This is a genomic window from Aeromonas sp. DNRA1, from assembly GCF_963888745.1.
GTDB classification, from domain to species: domain Bacteria; phylum Pseudomonadota; class Gammaproteobacteria; order Enterobacterales; family Aeromonadaceae; genus Aeromonas; species Aeromonas hydrophila.
The window spans coordinates 126,328-141,035 of record NZ_CAWPKQ010000003.1 but is presented as its reverse complement, the minus strand read 5'-3'; the positions used below and the strand labels follow the sequence as shown (position 1 = coordinate 141,035).

12 protein-coding genes are annotated in these 14,708 nt (G+C 62.8%); 5 read left to right on the top strand and 7 right to left on the bottom strand.

Going from position 1 to position 14,708, the window contains the following annotated elements; genetic code table 11:
* The first annotated feature begins 215 nt into the window (after positions 1-215).
* Genes AACQ43_RS10720 through AACQ43_RS10710 form a run of 3 tightly spaced genes read left to right on the top strand, consistent with a single transcriptional unit; the run spans position 216 to position 3,285 of the window.
* The gene (locus tag AACQ43_RS10720) at positions 216-1,334 is read left to right on the top strand and encodes a hypothetical protein (RefSeq protein ID WP_168967237.1); all 1,119 of its coding nucleotides are present in this window, start codon (positions 216-218) and stop codon (positions 1,332-1,334) included.
* A 24-nt stretch (positions 1,335-1,358) separates the two neighbouring features.
* On the top strand, positions 1,359-2,438 hold the full coding sequence (locus tag AACQ43_RS10715; RefSeq protein ID WP_168967236.1) for an HBL/NHE enterotoxin family protein: 1,080 nt from the start codon (positions 1,359-1,361) through the stop codon (positions 2,436-2,438).
* A gap of 46 nt (positions 2,439-2,484) precedes the next feature.
* The gene (locus tag AACQ43_RS10710) at positions 2,485-3,285 is read left to right on the top strand and encodes a hypothetical protein (RefSeq protein ID WP_168967235.1); all 801 of its coding nucleotides are present in this window, start codon (positions 2,485-2,487) and stop codon (positions 3,283-3,285) included.
* 91 nt (positions 3,286-3,376) lie between these two features.
* Here the strand turns inward: AACQ43_RS10710 and AACQ43_RS10705 are convergent, their stop codons facing one another.
* A complete protein-coding gene (locus AACQ43_RS10705; protein WP_076360969.1) occupies positions 3,377-4,669 on the bottom strand; it encodes an NAD(P)/FAD-dependent oxidoreductase in 1,293 nt (430 codons plus the stop codon).
* A 78-nt stretch (positions 4,670-4,747) separates the two neighbouring features.
* Positions 4,748-5,287 carry an alpha/beta hydrolase YcfP gene (gene ycfP, locus AACQ43_RS10700; RefSeq protein ID WP_016351064.1) on the bottom strand — a complete coding sequence of 180 codons (540 nt, stop codon included), beginning with the start codon at positions 5,285-5,287 and terminating at the stop codon, positions 4,748-4,750.
* 468 nt (positions 5,288-5,755) lie between these two features.
* Between ycfP and AACQ43_RS10695 the strand changes: the two genes are divergently transcribed.
* A complete protein-coding gene (locus AACQ43_RS10695; protein WP_077096439.1) occupies positions 5,756-7,171 on the top strand; it encodes a nucleobase:cation symporter-2 family protein in 1,416 nt (471 codons plus the stop codon).
* A 51-nt stretch (positions 7,172-7,222) separates the two neighbouring features.
* Here the strand turns inward: AACQ43_RS10695 and AACQ43_RS10690 are convergent, their stop codons facing one another.
* From AACQ43_RS10690 to AACQ43_RS10675, 4 genes are all read right to left on the bottom strand, one after another.
* Positions 7,223-9,031 carry a M3 family oligoendopeptidase gene (locus AACQ43_RS10690; protein ID WP_168967234.1) on the bottom strand — a complete coding sequence of 603 codons (1,809 nt, stop codon included), beginning with the start codon at positions 9,029-9,031 and terminating at the stop codon, positions 7,223-7,225.
* Positions 9,032-9,124: 93 nt separating this feature from the next.
* A complete protein-coding gene (locus AACQ43_RS10685) occupies positions 9,125-10,903 on the bottom strand; it encodes a M3 family oligoendopeptidase (RefSeq protein ID WP_168967233.1) in 1,779 nt (592 codons plus the stop codon).
* Between the two features lie 181 nt (positions 10,904-11,084).
* Entirely contained in the window at positions 11,085-12,002 is a 918-nt protein-coding gene (locus AACQ43_RS10680) for a DUF808 domain-containing protein (protein ID WP_168967232.1), read from the bottom strand.
* Between the two features lies 1 nt (position 12,003).
* Positions 12,004-12,144: a hypothetical protein gene (locus AACQ43_RS10675; protein ID WP_168967231.1), complete on the bottom strand. Its 141-nt coding sequence runs from the start codon at positions 12,142-12,144 to the stop codon at positions 12,004-12,006.
* 259 nt (positions 12,145-12,403) lie between these two features.
* Here AACQ43_RS10675 and AACQ43_RS10670 point away from each other — a divergent pair, with 259 nt between their 5' ends.
* Entirely contained in the window at positions 12,404-13,006 is a 603-nt protein-coding gene (locus tag AACQ43_RS10670) for a DUF924 family protein (protein WP_168967230.1), read from the top strand.
* Positions 13,007-13,055: 49 nt separating this feature from the next.
* Here the strand turns inward: AACQ43_RS10670 and AACQ43_RS10665 are convergent, their stop codons facing one another.
* Entirely contained in the window at positions 13,056-14,675 is a 1,620-nt protein-coding gene (locus AACQ43_RS10665; RefSeq protein ID WP_168967606.1) for a methyl-accepting chemotaxis protein, read from the bottom strand.
* Positions 14,676-14,708: the final 33 nt, after the last annotated feature.

Sequence of the window (14,708 nt, the reverse complement as noted above, 5' to 3'; positions counted from 1 at the left end):
CCGGCTCAAACATCAAGTGATAAAAGTGTCAGTTGTGACCCGTTTTGCCTTTCCCTAGGGTGAGTCTGTCCCGGCACCAGCGCAGGGACAGACCCACTTCGTCACGAGGAGAGCAGCATGATGCAGCAGGATACCCGACTACCTCACCCCACCCTCGCACTGGGGGCATGTTCCCCCGCCAGCCCGCTCGCCGACACCGCGATGGAGGCCATGTCATGACCACGATCGCCACCCTGGATCTGGGGGATCAAGGTCTGCTGGCCGCCTACCTGTCGGCGACCTCACCCGCCCTGCTCAACCAGACCTATGCGAACTTGCTGTTGATGCAGCAGTCCTTGGCCAACAGCGAGATCGACTCCACCCTCGCGGTAAAAATCGAGGCCTACCAGGCCCAGATGATGAACCAGGCACGCTATTACCAGCAGACCAACCTGTCCGGCCTTATCCATCTGCTGAGCAACGGCTCCAACTTCTACGCCCTGGTCGCCGCATTCAACCGCCTGCTGGGTCAGGAAGATGACGCCGCCGTTCTCGCGGGCGGGGCCCGGCTGGGACAGCAACTGACGTCCCTCGTCGATCAGGCCCAGAGCTATCGGCTCAATGCCCAGGCACTCAATACCCGCGTGCAGGTGGCCTGGAGCTCCCTGCGCCCCCTGATGACCCAGTTCAACGGCGTCATCACCCAGCTCGAGCAGGATCTGATGGCCGACGCCAAGCGTCAGACCGAGATCATTGACGCCCTCAACCAGGCTATCGCCGCCAATATTCAGGCGATCGTCGATGAGGGCGGCAAGGCCGGTGAAGGGGTCAACCAGCTGGGACGGGCCATCGTCACCTCGCTGACGCTGGAGCAGAAACCGGCCGACAAGGGAGCCAAACCCGCCACCTCGCAGGAGATAGCCAAAGAGACCGATCAGCAGACCCAGTACATGATCTCCGGCCTCGAGGCGCTCTCCTCAGGCATCGCTGGCTCCAGCCAGGCGGCCCGCGAGCTCAAGACCAACACCGACAAGCTGGCCCAGGCCTACCAGGCACTGGCCGCCACCAACACCCTGCTGAGCGTGGCCAAGTCGGTGCAGGCGCAAAACCAGCTGTTTGTCGACACCTACAGCCGGGTTGCCGACACCGTCACCCAGTTGCCCGCAGGCTGGCAGAAGGTGGCCGACGCCTATCAAGGGGCCGTGCCCGTGGTCACTGACCTCAACAGCCCCGACGACGTACGCCAGCTGCGGCGCACCGTGGCGCTCAACACCCAGTCCTGGCAGCTGCTCTCGAGCCAGGTTGACGACATCAAGGCAGCCTACGCCGGCAACGGCATTCTGCCCGACGCTTAATCCCACCACGCAAGGACACGCCAAATGACCAACGCAACAACCATCACCATGGACCAGGGTATGGCCAACCAGGCTTCCCAAGCCATGCAGATCCAGACCTACTGCAACAGCGTCAAGCAGCAGGTGCCGGTGGACTTCAGCCAGTTCCCGAACCTCAAGGACAACCAGACCCAGATCAACCAGGGGCTCGATCTGGCGAAGGGGCACGCCGACCTCTATCTCAATACCATCCAGCCGCAGATCATCACCAACATCAGCAACATCTCCAACTACTTTGCCCTGCAAAACGCCATTCCGGCCGTGCTGCCGCCCGGCTCCACCAAGGCGCAGTGGCTCAGACAGCTGAGCGTCATCAAGGAGCAGGCCACCGAATATCAGCGGCTCTCCTCCGACACCCGCCTGGTGATCGTCAATCTCAACAACAATCTCATCACCGACTCCAGCAACTTCCAGGGGATCGTGGTGAACCTCAACAGCAAGGTGCAGGGGGATAACGGGGTGCTCGCCCAGCTCAACGGCGACATCGACAAGGTGAATGCGGCCATTGACGGCGCCATCGCCGGCATCGTCGCCGGGGGGCTGCTGGTGATTGGTGGCGCCTTCGTCACCGCCATCGGTGCCGTGGCCGACTTCGTGACCGCCGGCACCTCGACCCCGGTGGTCATCGGCGGGGTCGCCATGATGGTGGCTGGGGCCGGCGGCATCACGGCTGGCGCCATTGTGCTGCACAACTCGCTGGGCGCCCGCCAGGATCTGTACCAGAAACGCAGCAACCTCAACAGCGAGGTGCTGATCGCCACCCAGATCGGCAACGGCTACAAGGGGCTGCAGGTACAGGCGCAAAACGCCGTCACCGCCGCCACCCAGATGAGCAACGCCTGGGACTCCCTCACCTCCGATCTGGGCAGCCTGATCACCGACCTGGACAAGGGGATCACCAGCGGCGACGACATCCGCCAGCTCTGGCTGACCGCCGCCGACACCACGGTCAAGACGGTGCTCACCGACGTGACCACCATCAAGGCCCAGATGGCCGGGGTGAGCCCGCTGCAAGTACCGCAGACCGACACCATCGCCAACTTCGTGGCGCGCCTGGCCGCCTAAACCACGGGAGGGCGGCCTGGCCGCCCTCTTTCAGCAAGGAGACCCCATGAGCAACGGCATTCTTTCCCAATCCATTGCCAACATGCAGCAGGCCGAAGCGACCATTCAGTCCTTCAGCGGTCTGCCGCAAAACGCCGTCAACATCCAGCAGAACGTCGGTGAGGTGGTTGCCGCCCTGCTGCCCCAGGTGCAAACCATGCAGCAGCAAGTCCTGACATTTGCTGCCCGCCTGGAGCTGCAACTGACCCAGCAGCTGGCCAATACCGGCCCCTTCAACCCCGAAGCCCTCAAGGTGTTCGTCGATCTGGTCCAGCAGGAAATAGCCCCCATCCAGACCCTGACCGCCCAGACTCTGACCGCCAGCCAGAGCGCCAACGATCGCATCACGCAAGACAACATCGCGTTGCAACGGATCGGCGTGGAGCTGCAAGCCACCATCGCCGGGCTGCAATCCAACCTGGACGGTGCCCGGCAGGAGCTCGACTCCCTCAACAAGAAAAAACTCTACCTGCTGGGGCTGGGATTGTTGGGACTGCCGGGCCTCATCGCCCTGGCCGTCACCCTGACGCAGACCCAGAACAAGGTGAGCAGCCTGGAGGGACAGGTGAACCAGATTGAGGGGCAGATCCAGCGTCAGCAAGGCTTCCTCGGCCAGACGACAGCCTTTTCCCAGCAATTTGGCTCCCTCATCGATCGGGTGAGCAAGGTGGGCAACACCATCACCCTGCTCGGCGGCGACATTGCCAACATCGCCCGCGATGCCGGACAAGGGGATCCGGAGCTGGCGCGGCTGTTCTTCACCGCCGCCCTCACCGAGGTGCGCACCCTGCAGGTGGACGCCTCCTGATCTGCCCGCAACAAAAAAGGAGAGGCCAGGGCCTCTCCTTTTTCATAGTGCGCGGGGCCGTTGCCGCCCCGCCACGTTTGCCCCAGGCGGCTTAGTGCAGCTTCAGGGTCGGGCGCAGCACCCGGTTGATGCGACCCACCAGCATGATGAGGCCGGTCTTGACGTAGCCGTGCAGGGCGATCTGATGCATCCGGTAGAGCGAGATGTAGACCAGACGGGCGATGTAGCCCTCCACCATCATGGAGCCGCGCATCAGGTTGCCCATCAGGCTGCCCACGGTGGAGAAGCGGCTCAAGGATACCAGCGAACCGTGGTCGTGGTAGAGGTAGGGCTTGAGCTCACCACCGTTCATCTTGGCCAGGATGTTCTTGAACGCCTGGGTCGCCATCTGGTGGGCGGACTGGGCGCGCGGCGGCACGAACTTGCCGTCCGGCTGCGGGCAGGCGGCGCAGTCACCGATGACGAAGATGTTCTCGTCACGGGTGGTCTGCAGGGTCTCTTTCACCACCAGCTGGTTGATGCGGTTGGTCTCAAGACCGGCGATATCCTTCATGAAGTCCGGCGCCTTGATACCGGCCGCCCACACCATCAGGTCCGCTTCAATCAGCTCGCCATCCTTGGTATGCAGACCATCGGCAGTCGCTTCGGTGATCATGGTGGCGGTACGCACGTCCACGCCGAGCTTGACCAGCTCCTGATGGGCGGCGCCGCTGATGCGCTCCGGCAGGGCCGGCAGGATGCGGGGGCCCGCTTCCACCAGGGTCACCTTCAGGCTGTCGGTGGTGAGGTTCTTGAAGCCGTAGGCATAGAGCTGCTCGACCGCGTTGTAGAGCTCGGCAGAGAGCTCGACGCCGGTGGCGCCGCCGCCAACGATGGCAATCTTCACCTTGTCACCCGGCTGGTATTCGGTGGCGAACTGCAGGAAGCGGTTCATCATGCTGTTGTGGAAGCGGTGCGCCTGGGAGGGGCTGTCCAGGAAGATGCAGTGATCCTTGATGCCCTTGGTGTTGAAGTCGTTGGAGACGGAACCGATGGCCATCACCAGGTAGTCGTAGGGCAGCTCGCGCTCGTTGACCACGATGTCGCCGTTATCGTCGACGATCTTCCCCAGCACGATGCGTTTCTCGTCGCGCTTGATGTCGGTCAGGGTACCCAGCTGGAAGTCGAAGCCGTGGTTCTTGGCGTGGGACTGGTAGCTCAAGGCGTCGATGCCCGCGTCCATGGAGCCGGTGGCCACTTCGTGCAGCAGGGGTTTCCACAGGTGGGTACGGTTGCGATCAACTAGGGTGATCTTGGCCTTGTTCTTCTTGCCCAGCTTGCGGCCCAGGCTGGTGGCCAGCTCCAGACCGCCGGCACCGCCGCCGACGACAACAATATTGGTCATGGTTAATTACCTCGGTTCCATTAAAGCGAAGGGAGCCATCGGCTCCCTTGATAGTTGAATCCATGACGTGACGATCAATCAGGCTTCTTTGAAAGCCTTCATCTGTTGCAGGTGATGAGAGATATTCTTGAACTTGTGCGTCTCTCGCTCATCCCACACGATGTTGTAATAATTCTTCAATTCACGCTCAGTTTCGCCATTATCGCGCACTTCATCCTGAACGGAAAGGATGCAGAGGCAATTTCCTGAATTTTTACTACGAAATTCAGACACACATTTGGTGCCGATATCCTCGTACTCTTCCGGTCGGTCGATCTTGCCCTGCATGGTGATTTCGGGGTGCAGGTTAGGGTTGAAGATCACCTGCTTGATGCCGCACAGGAAGCCGATGCGCTCGCTCCAGTACCCACCCAGCCCCACCCCGCAGATGAGGGGCTTGGGATCGGTGCTCATGTCGAGCTGCTTCTTCACTTCCTTGAGCAGGTGGCTCATGTCATGACGGGGGTGAACCGTGCTGTAGTGCACGAAACGCACATCATCATCAATAAACTGCAACTGCAGCACTTTCTCGTGATTGCCCGGGCTGGTGGCATCGAAGCCATGCAGATAGATGATCATGGATAAGACCTCAGGATCTGTGTCGGTTTTATCGAAACTACCCCAGCGGCGGGGCCCTGCGCCACCAAAACATCCTACTTTCTTGCTTTGGATCACGCCCTCGGTTACGGATGAAACCAGACGGTGCGCCGCCGTCCACTGCCGGCTATCAATCTGAGAGCCCGGCCGCTCGAAATGATAACCGGGCTACCAATCTGAAAGCTCGGTCCCATCAACTGGCAAACGATTGTCAGCCGTCGGCGCGTGCACGCGTGATCCCGCCTGCAAAAAAGCGCACAAACAGGGCCAACAGACACCCATGCATGCCGGCTGAGCACGGTTCCTGCACTCCCCTGCGATACCGCGTGAAGGCAATCTTCGCCTGCGCGGCCGGATCCAGGGCGACCCGGACCCCATCCATGAACGGGACAGCCAGCCTGCCCCATCTTGCCCGGCTATCGCCGCCGGGTCGCAAGGAGTGATCTGTTCATGAACCAGACCCAGCCCCCCGGGGCGGCCAAGGGCCGCGCCATCGATGAAGTGGAGCGCCTGCTCCCCCCCGGCCAGCTCTTTACCCTTGGCCTGCAGCATGTGCTGGTGATGTATGCCGGCGCCGTGGCGGTACCGCTGGTCATCGGCGGCAGCCTGGGACTGCCCAAGGATCAAATCTCCTATCTCATCAGTTCGGATCTCTTCTGCTGCGGCATCGTCACCCTGCTGCAGTGCCTTGGCATCGGCCGCTTCGCCGGGATCCGCCTGCCGGTCATCATGTCGGTCACCTTCGCCGCCGTCATGCCCATGCTGGCCATCGGCGCCAACCCGGCGCTGGGGCTGACCGGCATCTTCGGCGCCACCATCGCCGCCGGCATCCTCTCCACCCTGCTGGTGCCACTCATCGGCCGCTTGATGCCACTCTTTCCCACCGTGGTGACCGGGGTGGTCATCACCTCCATCGGCATCAGCATCATGCAGGTGGGCATCGACTGGATGGCGGGAGGCAAGGGCAACCCCGAGTACGGCAGCCTGCGCTACATCGGCACCAGCTTTCTGGTGCTGGCCTTCATCCTGCTGGTGACCCGCTTCACCAAGGGCTTTTTCAGCAACATCTCGGTGCTGCTCGGCATCCTGTTCGGCTTCGGAGTGGCCATCGCCATGGGGGAAGTGAGCCTGGACGGTCTGAGTGAAGCGGCCTGGTTCGCCCCCATAGTGCCGTTCGCCTTCGGTTGGCCCACCTTCGACCCCATCTCCATCGCCACCCTCACCGTCATCATGCTGATCACCTTCATCGAGTCGATGGGGATGTTTCTGGCGCTCGGCGACATCGTCGGCCACCCGGCCAGCCGGGGCGACATAGTGCGCGGCCTGCGGGTGGATGGCATCGGCACCATCATCGGCGGCATCTTCAACAGCTTCCCCCACACCTCCTTCTCCCAGAACATCGGGCTGGTGAGCGTGACCGGGGTGTCGAGCCGCTGGGTCTGCGTCATGTCGGGGGGGATCCTGCTCGCCTTCGGCCTGGTGCCCAAGATGTCGGTGCTGGTCGCCTCCATTCCCCCCTTCGTGCTGGGGGGCGCCGGCATCGTGATGTTCGGCATGGTACTGGCCACCGGCATCCGCATCCTGGCCAGGGCCGACTACAACAGCAATCGCCACAACCTCTACATCGTCGCCATCAGCCTAGGTGTCGGCATGATCCCCACCGTCTCCGGCCACTTCTTCCAGCACTTCCCCGCCGCCCTGCAACCGCTGTTTCACAGCGGCATCCTGCTGGCCACCCTCAGCTCGGTGCTGCTCAACCTCTTTTTCAACGGCTACCAGCCAGATCTGCGCCACCAGCCGAGGCCCCTGCTAGTGGGGCCGGTACGCCCGCCCGCTCAGCCGCAGCCAGGCAAACCCGCCTCATAAAAAACCGCCGGGCAGCATGGCTGCCCGGCGGTTTCATTCAGCAAGCCTGTGTTAGCCGCGGGTCTGGGCGAAGCGATCCACCGCCGCTGCCACCAGCGCCAGGCTGCCCTGCCAGAAGGCGCTCTGGCGGATGTCCTGGCCCAGGTGCTTGACCACCAGATCTTCGGCGCTCATGCGGCCGGTATCGCGCAGCAGGTCGCGATAGGCCTGGGCCACGTTAGTTTCCCCCGCAGCCTGACGGCTCATCAATTGCTGATAGACGCCGAGGCTGAACAGATAGCCGAACAGGTAGGGGTAGTTGTAAAAACCCAAGCCCGCGATGGAGAAGTGCGCCTTGGCCGCCCAGAACAGGGGGGGATAGCGGCACAGGCTCTGCTCATACCAGCGGCCCCAGGCCTCGTCGGTCAGCGCCTTGAGCCGCGCCGGCGAGACATAGCCAGACGCCCGCTCCGCCACCAGGGCGCGCTCGAAATCGAAGCGGGCCGGGATATTGACCAGGAAGGTGGCGGCGCCGTCGGCTTCCGCCCAGGCGATGGCCTGTTGCTCTTCGGGGGTCTGCGCCTGCTCGAACAGGGCGCTGCGCACCAGGGTCTCGGCGAAGATGGAGGCGGTTTCGGCCAGCGTCATGGGGTAGCTGCGCTGGCTCATGGGCAGATCGCGAATGAGCCAGTTGTGCCAGGCGTGGCCGAGCTCATGGGCGAGCGTGATGACGTTGTCCATGGTGCCGGCATAGGTGATGAACACCCGCGGCTCCACCGGCTCGGCAAACTTGGTGCAGTAGGCCCCGGTGCGCCGGTTGGGGGTGGGCGCGGCATCGATCCACCCCTTCTCGGCCATCATGCGGGCAAACTCGCCCATCTCGGGATCAAAACGGGAGAATGCCTCGGCGATGATCTCGATGGCCTCCTCGAACGGGATCTCGCGGCTCACCGCGGCAGGCGGCGGGGCAAACAAATCCTCCGGCCCCAGCTCTTCGATGCCGAGGCGCTCGGCCATCAGCCCCAGCGCCCGCTGACCCAGCCCGCGTGCGCGCCAGGTCTCCTGCATCAGGGTATCCAGGGTCGCCCGCTCGATGTGGCTCTGATGGCAGGAGAGGTCGAGCGCATCGAGCTGGCGACTGCGGCCGCGCTGGCGCGAAAGCTCATGCCGCCAGCCATTGATGGCGTTGAGAATGGCGGCCACCGTCTCCTGTTCCCCCTCCCAGCCGGCGCTGATGGCATCGAACGCTTCCCGGCGCAGGGCCCGCAGCGGGCTGGAGAGCAGGTTGCTCGCCTCGGCCAGCCCCATCTCGCGGCCATCGATCACCAGCCGGATCTTGCCCACCAGATCGTTGTAGAGGTTGCCCCAGGCGTGCAGACCGTCGGTGCCAAGGCCGATCACCAGCTGCTCCGCCTCCACCGGCAGGCGCTGATCCTGCAAAAGGCGCTCGTGGCGCAGCCGGTACGCCTCCTCCCCCAGCAGGGCGTCGGCCATCAGCTGCTCGAATTCGGGCTCCGGCAGCACCAGCATCAGATCCTCGACCGGGGCCAGGGTCTTGAACAGATCGGCATTGAGGGCGCGGGCGCGGGAGGCCAGCTGCTTGGCCAGCTCGTCGCGGGCATCCTGACTGCCCCGACAGGCCGCCAGCACGGCCAGGTTCCAGCCGATGTTGCGAATGCGCTGGGCCCGCAGCCGCACCTCGCGCAAGAAATCCTGCAGCGCCTGCGCATTTTCCCGCACGGCGCCAAGCCCCTCGAGGAACAGGCCAAGCTCGTCCACACTGGCGCGCGCCAGGGCGAGATCGGCGGCCACCTGCGGGCAGTCGAGGGCGGGATAGATATGCTGGTTTTGCCACTGTTGTGGGTAGATTCGTTGCTGCATCAAATGCTCATCATCAGGTTGCGGGGCCGAGCCCCTTTGAATGCGCGTGGCGAGCCACAGGGCCCGCCACCAGGATAAAAACCGCCGTGCTGCCTAGACCAGCCGCTCGAGGCGGGCAACCGCCTCCTCCACATAATCGAGGCTCTCCTGCCAGAAGGCGGGCTCACGGATGTCGACCCCCAGGTGCTTCTCCACCAGCTCTTCTGCGCTCATGCGGCCGGTGTCGCGCAGCAGCTCTCGATAGGCGTGGACGAACTCGCGCCCCGCCCGCGCCTGCTGGGCATAGAGCCCCAGGCTGAACAGGTAGCCAAACAGATATGGGTAGTTGTAGAACCCGAGCTCGGCGATGGAGAAGTGGCCCTTGCTGGCCCAAAACAGCTCGTCATATTGACTCAGGGTGTCACCATAACACTGCTGCTGCGCCGATTTCATCATCTGCCGCAGCTGGCCGGCCCCCACGTACCCCTCCTCCCGTGCCGCCACCAGGGCCCGCTCGAAGGTAAAGCGGGCTGGCACGTCGAGTAGCAGGCTGGCAGCGCGCTCTCCGTCCAGCCAGGCGATGGCCCGGCGCTGCTCCATGTTGTCGGTGGCCGCCAGCAGGGCATCGCGCACCAGCGCCTCAGCAAACAGGGAGGCGGTCTCCGCCAGCGTCTTGGGGTAGTCACGCTGCTCCAGCGGCAACTCCCGCAGCAGCCAGCTGTGCCAGGCGTGCCCCAACTCATGAGCGAGCGTGATGACGTTGTCCAGGGTCCCCTCGAAGGTGAGAAACACCCGCGGCTCGGGCGGATCGGCATACTCGGTGCTGTAGGCACCGCTGCGCCTGTGTTCACTCGGGGCAGCGTCAATCCAGCCATTGGCAGCCATCATGCGGGCAAAGGCCCCCATCTCGGGGTCAAAGCCGGCGAAGGCGTCGGCCACCAGGGTCAGCGCCTGCTCGAAGCTGATAAGGCCGCTCGCCACAGCCGGCGCCGGGGCATAGAGATCCCAGGGGGCGAAATCACTAATCTGCTGGGCACAGGCCATGGCGCGCAGGGCCCGTCGCCCCAGCTCCTTGTGCTCGCCGGCCGCCGTCATCAGGGTCTCCAGGGTGACCCGCTCCAGGTGCCCCTGATGGCAGGAAACGTCTAGCGCATCCCACCTGCGTGCCCTGCCACGCTGGCGGGTCAGCTCGTTGCGCCAACCGTTGATGGCATTGAGGATGGCGGCCACCGTCTCCTGCTCTGCCCCCCAGGCGGCCTGGATGGCGTGCCAGGCGGCGGCGCGCCGCGCCCGCTGCGGGTGGGCCAGCAGGTTGTCCGCCTGGGCCAGCCCCATGGGCTGCCCCTCCACCACCGGCCTGAGCCTTCCTACCAGGTTGTCGTAGAGATCCCCCCACCCCTGCAGGCCGTCCACGCTCAGCCCCGCGATCAACTGCTCACTCTCCAGAGAGAGCCACTGATCCTGCTGGCGCCGGTCGTGACGAATGGCGTAGGCGAGCTCGAACAGCTCGGGATCCTGCAGCAAGGCGCGCACCAGCTCCTCGGGAGCGCGCACCCAGAACAGGGTCACCGGCTTGCAAAGCTGGGCCAGGCTTGCCTGCAACTGCTGGCCGCGGGAGAGCAGCACCCGGGCCGCCTCGTCGCGCCCATCCCGGCTGAGCCGGTTGTAACCGTAGGTCTGGCAGTTCCACTCCAGCCGGCGCACCTCGCTCCAGCAGGCCCGGATGGCCCGAAGCAGATGGCGCAAGGCATTGATGTCGTTGGTTTTGGTGAGTTCATCCAGCAGGGGTGGCAGGCGGTTAAGGGCCTCGCGGGCACGCTGGAAATCGGCGTCGATCGCCGGGCAGTCGGGGGCGGCATAGATGTGATCATCCAGCCAAACGGGTGGTTTCATGACCTTCCTTGTCTGTTTGCGTCCATGTGGGCTGACCCCGCCTCTGTGAGCGGGTGTCAGCCGGATAGTACGAAGGGGGCAGGCCCTTGCCTAGCCCCCATCCGAGGCAACAGACGAGACAGTCTCTGACGGGATGCCCCCCCTCGCAGGGATATGCCCCGCGATGGTCAGCCCGCCGCCACTATTTGGCGGGCTTGAGCTTGCTCACCAGGGTCATGGCCAGCACCAGCACCAACCCGGACACCACGCCGGCCACTGCGTTGAGCAGGGTCGGCGTCACCAGCGCGAGGGCGGCGCCGACCGCAGGCAAGGTAGCCACGGCGGCGGCCGCCCCTTCAATCAGGTGATGCACGAAAGGCCAGCCGTGCACCAGGATGCCGCCCCCCACCATGAACATGGCGATGGTGCCGACCAGTGCCAGCAGGTGCATCAGTCGCGGCGCCGTCACCAGCAGCCCCTGCCCCACCGCCCGGCGCAAGGCACTGCCATCGGGTTTTTTCAGAAGGTGCAGGCCGATGTCGTCGAGCTTGACGATGAGCCCCACCAGGCCGTAGACCCCCACCGTCATCAGCAGGGCGATGCCCGCCACCACCGACAGTTGCAGCGCCAGGCTCGCCCCCTGTACGGTGCCAAGGGCGATGACGATGATCTCGGCCGACAGAATAAAGTCGGTGCGAATGGCCCCCTTTATCTTCTGCTGTTCAAACGCCACCAGATCATCGGGAATGGGGGCGGTGTGTGCCTCCCCCTCGCTCGCCTCATGGGGCAGAAACTTGTGGACCAGCTTCTCGGCCCCCTCGAAGCAAAGGTAGGCGCCCCCCAGCATCAGGAGCGGGGTGATGAGCCAGGGCACCAGCGCACTGATGGCGATGGCGGCAGGCACCAGAATAAGCTTGTTGCGAAACGACCCCTTGGCCACCGCCCACACCACCGGCAGCTCCCGCTCGGCGCGCACCCCGGAAACCTGCTCGGCATTGAGGGCCAGATCGTCCCCCAGCACCCCGGCGGTCTTCTTCGCCGCCATCTTGGTCATCAGCGCCACGTCGTCGAGCACGCTGGCAATATCGTCGAGCAGGGCCAACAAACTGGTTCCGGCCATATCAGAGAATCCTTATGTCAGTAGAAGAGAGCTTCCCGCAGCACACCACGACCTTGTTGGCCACGACCTTGGTCATCAGCGCCACGTCGCCCGGCACGCTGGCAATATCGCCCGGCAGGGCCAACAAACTGGTTCCGGCCATATCAGAGATATCCTTATGTCAGTAGAAGAGAGCTTCCCGCAGCACACCGCGCCCTTGTTGGCCACATCATCAGCGCCACACCATCGAGTACATTGGCCATGTCATCCGACAGGACCGACCAACCGGTTCCGGCCGAAGGGGGATCCCTATTGCGGGAAAAGATGGCACAGTGTAACGAGAAGCCGCCCGTTCGGCAGCAACCACATCAGGGTCATTTGGCCTTGTTTCATCCGGTGCCCGCAGGCCTAAGGAGTATTCCATGCAACCCTGGCAACCGCTGATCACATTCTGGTTTGGCGAAGAGACCGACGACGTCACCCGCGCCAAACGCCAAGCACCCCTCTGGTGGGGCAAAAACAGCGACACCGACGCCCTGCTCGCCAGCCGCTTCGGTGACCTGGCCGCCGCAGCCGCCGCCGGCGAGCTCGCCCACTGGGCCGACGCGGCCGAGGGCCGGCTGGCCCTTATCCTGCTGCTGGACCAGCTGCCGCGCAACATCCACCGCGGCACCCCCGCCGCCTTTGCCCAGGATGCCAAGGCGCGGGATCTCTGCCTCAAGGGGCTCTCTCTGGAGGCAGATCTGGCACTGCCGCCGCTGGGGCGGGTCTTTTTCTACCTGCCGCTGGAGCATGCCGAATCCCGCGAGCAGCAGGCCAGAAGCGTGACCCTGTTCGAGGGGCTGGCGACCGAGCAGGCAGATGGCCCGGCGCGGGAGACCTTCGCCGGCTTTGCCGACTTTGCCCGCCGCCATCAGGTGATCGTCGAGCGTTTTGGTCGCTTCCCCCACCGCAACGCCATCCTGGGCCGCCAGGACACGGCCGAGGAGGCCGCCTTCTTGCTGCAACCGGGTTCAGGTTTCTGACCGACAAAAAAATCCCCGCCATGTGGCGGGGAGTTGGCACTCGCTGTGATCACTGGATGCGATAACGAGAGATCTGCTGGTGAATATTCTCGGTGGTCACATTCAGCTCTTCCGCCGCTGCCGATGTCTCTTCCGCCGTGCTGCTGGTCTGCTGGACAACCTGGGCAATCTGCTCCACCTGATGGGCAATGGACTCCGCCGCCGAGCTCTGTTCGCGAATCGCGATGGTGATCTCACCGACCTGATCCATGACGCGATGGGAAGCATGACGGATCTGGGTAATGATCTCCCCGCTTTCAGTGGCCATGGCCACCCCCTGTGACACTTTTTCCTCCACCTGAACCATCTTGGCAACCGTGAGCTGGGAACCCTGTTGAATAGACTCCACCGTCTCCGAGATCTCCCTGGTCGATTGGGCCGTCCGCTCCGCCAGTTTACGCACCTCGTCAGCCACCACGGCAAAACCTCGCCCCTGTTCACCCGCTCGCGCGGCTTCAATGGCCGCATTCAACGCCAGCAAATTGGTCTGCCCCGCCACATCGCTGATCACGTTCACGACACCACCGATCCGGGAAATGCCATCGCCCAATGCCGACACTTCGCTGGAAGCCTGACGAATGGCCTCTGCGATCTCGTTGATGGCTTTCACCGTTCTGTCTATCGTGGTCCCCCCATCGCTGGCGAGCTTGCCAGATTCATTGGTGATGCGGCTGGCCTCCTGGGTTCGCTGGGAAATATCCGTGATGCTCACCGTCATCTCTTCCACCCCGGCGGCAATGAGGCTGGTGGCATCATTTGCCTGACTCGCCGACGAGGCAAGATGATGAGCCGCCTGGGAGAGCGACTCGGCAGTGCTCTTTATCTGTAGACTGCCCACTGAAAACTCGGTAAAGGTTTGCTGTAAGGTATCCAGAAGACGGTTGACGGCAGAGAGTGTCAAACCAATTTCATCTTGCTGAACCACCTTGGCCCGCAAGGTAAAGTTCAAATTATGTTGAATATCGGAGAGCGTAACCATCGCCAGTCGCAGTGGATTGGCAACCTGTTTGAATAACCAGATAAACAGAGCCAGGGTCAATATTCCCGTACCGCCAGAAATAAACAACATGGTCTGGAGGCTATTGTCGTAGTTCTTTTCACTCTGCAACTTGACCGCTTCGCCCAATTTGACATTGAAGTGAACATGCTTATCTATGGCCTTGGAAAACAGCTCGAACAGTGGCATGACATTATTGGCGATAAAGTCTCTGGCCTCGGTGTTTTTATTATCGCGAGACAATATCAGGACCTTTTCTATCTCCTGATAATATTGCTCAATGATGCGCTGATCATCCGTCGTCAGTTGCCGATCCTCTTCGTTGGACAGCATCTCGGCTTCGTATTTTTTCAAGAGAGAACTGATTTCAGTACGAAGATCTGCAATGCCAGTCTCAATCTGACTCATCTTGTTGTTGTCGGTATTGAGCACATGGGTCTGGATCAAGGCATGCAATGCATAGAAATCGGCTTGTACCTGTTTGATGATGGAGATGCTGGGGACCGTATTGTCGGTCACATATCCGAGATCGCTGTTTGCAGCAGAGAGTCTGTTTATGCTGAACCAACTGAGAAATGCCAGTGCCAGCATCACCAGCAGGGCAATAAGTTGAAGCCGACGAGCGATGTTCATAACTGCTTTCTCCATTAATAAACTCCATTGCAG

Excerpts from the sequence above, each read along its gene's own strand:
- AACQ43_RS10695 (WP_077096439.1), top strand. The coding sequence starts at position 5,756 with ATGAACCAGACCCAGCCCCCCGGGGCGGCCAAGGGCCGCGCCATCGAT.
- AACQ43_RS10665 (WP_168967606.1), bottom strand. The coding sequence starts at position 14,675 with ATGAACATCGCTCGTCGGCTTCAACTTATTGCCCTGCTGGTGATGCTG.
- AACQ43_RS10705 (WP_076360969.1), bottom strand. The coding sequence starts at position 4,669 with ATGACCAATATTGTTGTCGTCGGCGGCGGTGCCGGCGGTCTGGAGCTG.
- AACQ43_RS10675 (WP_168967231.1), bottom strand. The coding sequence starts at position 12,144 with ATGGCCGGAACCAGTTTGTTGGCCCTGCCGGGCGATATTGCCAGCGTG.
- AACQ43_RS10710 (WP_168967235.1), top strand. The coding sequence starts at position 2,485 with ATGAGCAACGGCATTCTTTCCCAATCCATTGCCAACATGCAGCAGGCC.
- AACQ43_RS10720 (WP_168967237.1), top strand. The coding sequence starts at position 216 with ATGACCACGATCGCCACCCTGGATCTGGGGGATCAAGGTCTGCTGGCC.
- AACQ43_RS10685 (WP_168967233.1), bottom strand. The coding sequence starts at position 10,903 with ATGAAACCACCCGTTTGGCTGGATGATCACATCTATGCCGCCCCCGAC.
- ycfP (WP_016351064.1), bottom strand. The coding sequence starts at position 5,287 with ATGATCATCTATCTGCATGGCTTCGATGCCACCAGCCCGGGCAATCAC.
- AACQ43_RS10715 (WP_168967236.1), top strand. The coding sequence starts at position 1,359 with ATGACCAACGCAACAACCATCACCATGGACCAGGGTATGGCCAACCAG.
- AACQ43_RS10670 (WP_168967230.1), top strand. The coding sequence starts at position 12,404 with ATGCAACCCTGGCAACCGCTGATCACATTCTGGTTTGGCGAAGAGACC.
- AACQ43_RS10690 (WP_168967234.1), bottom strand. The coding sequence starts at position 9,031 with ATGCAGCAACGAATCTACCCACAACAGTGGCAAAACCAGCATATCTAT.
- AACQ43_RS10680 (WP_168967232.1), bottom strand. The coding sequence starts at position 12,002 with ATGGCCGGAACCAGTTTGTTGGCCCTGCTCGACGATATTGCCAGCGTG.